Below are 630 nucleotides of genomic sequence, written 5' to 3'. Positions count from 1 at the left end.
CGTACTCGATGGCAGGTAGCACCTCCTGATACTCCCGTGCGCTGGGCGTATATCGAGACGCTGGTACCTGCATGCCTATGCCGCCGTGCGGACGCTCGTAGTTGTAGGTCTTGCGCCATTCGTCCAGCGTGCACTGCGCGCTGGGCAGGTCAATCAGACACAAGCCCTTAAAGACCTCCCTGATCATGCTGCGATGCTGCCTTTCCAGCTTGCCCTGCGTTTGAGGGTGATAGGGGCGTGAGTGGCTCACCCTTACGCCCTGACGCATGATCCAGATTTCCAGCCCTGTATAGGCATCAGGCTCGTCGCCCCACGGCGCCCCGTTGTCCATCGTCATGCGCTCAGGTAGCCCGTAAAGGCGAAATGCATTGATCAAATGGGCCTGCACGGTATTGCGCTGCTCGTTGCCACAGGCGGCGATCGTTAAAAAGAAACGCGAGTGGTCATCCAGAAGAGTCAATGGATGGCAGCGACCCGTACGCATGGGCACATGGCCTTTAAAGTCCATTTGCCACAGATCATTGGGTTGCTCGTGTTCAAATCTGATGAAAGGTTTGACTAGGCCTGCATGAGGGTCGATGCGCTCATTGCGCTTGAGAATGGCATGAACCGTACTGGCTGCAGGCATGT

Annotated in this window: 1 protein-coding gene; it reads right to left on the bottom strand. The window is 56.8% G+C overall.

Annotation, left to right across the window (positions count from 1 at the left end; genetic code table 11):
• The coding region (locus AAEZ03_RS25735; RefSeq protein ID WP_350582536.1) for a DDE-type integrase/transposase/recombinase at nt 1–630 on the bottom strand (630 nt) is incomplete at both ends.

The organism is Pseudomonas sp. HY2-MNA-CIBAN-0224 (genome assembly GCF_040310285.1).
Classification (GTDB): domain Bacteria; phylum Pseudomonadota; class Gammaproteobacteria; order Pseudomonadales; family Pseudomonadaceae; genus Aquipseudomonas; species Aquipseudomonas helleri.
The sequence above is the reverse complement of the archived record's forward strand: the minus strand, read 5'-3'. Positions and strand labels throughout refer to the sequence as shown.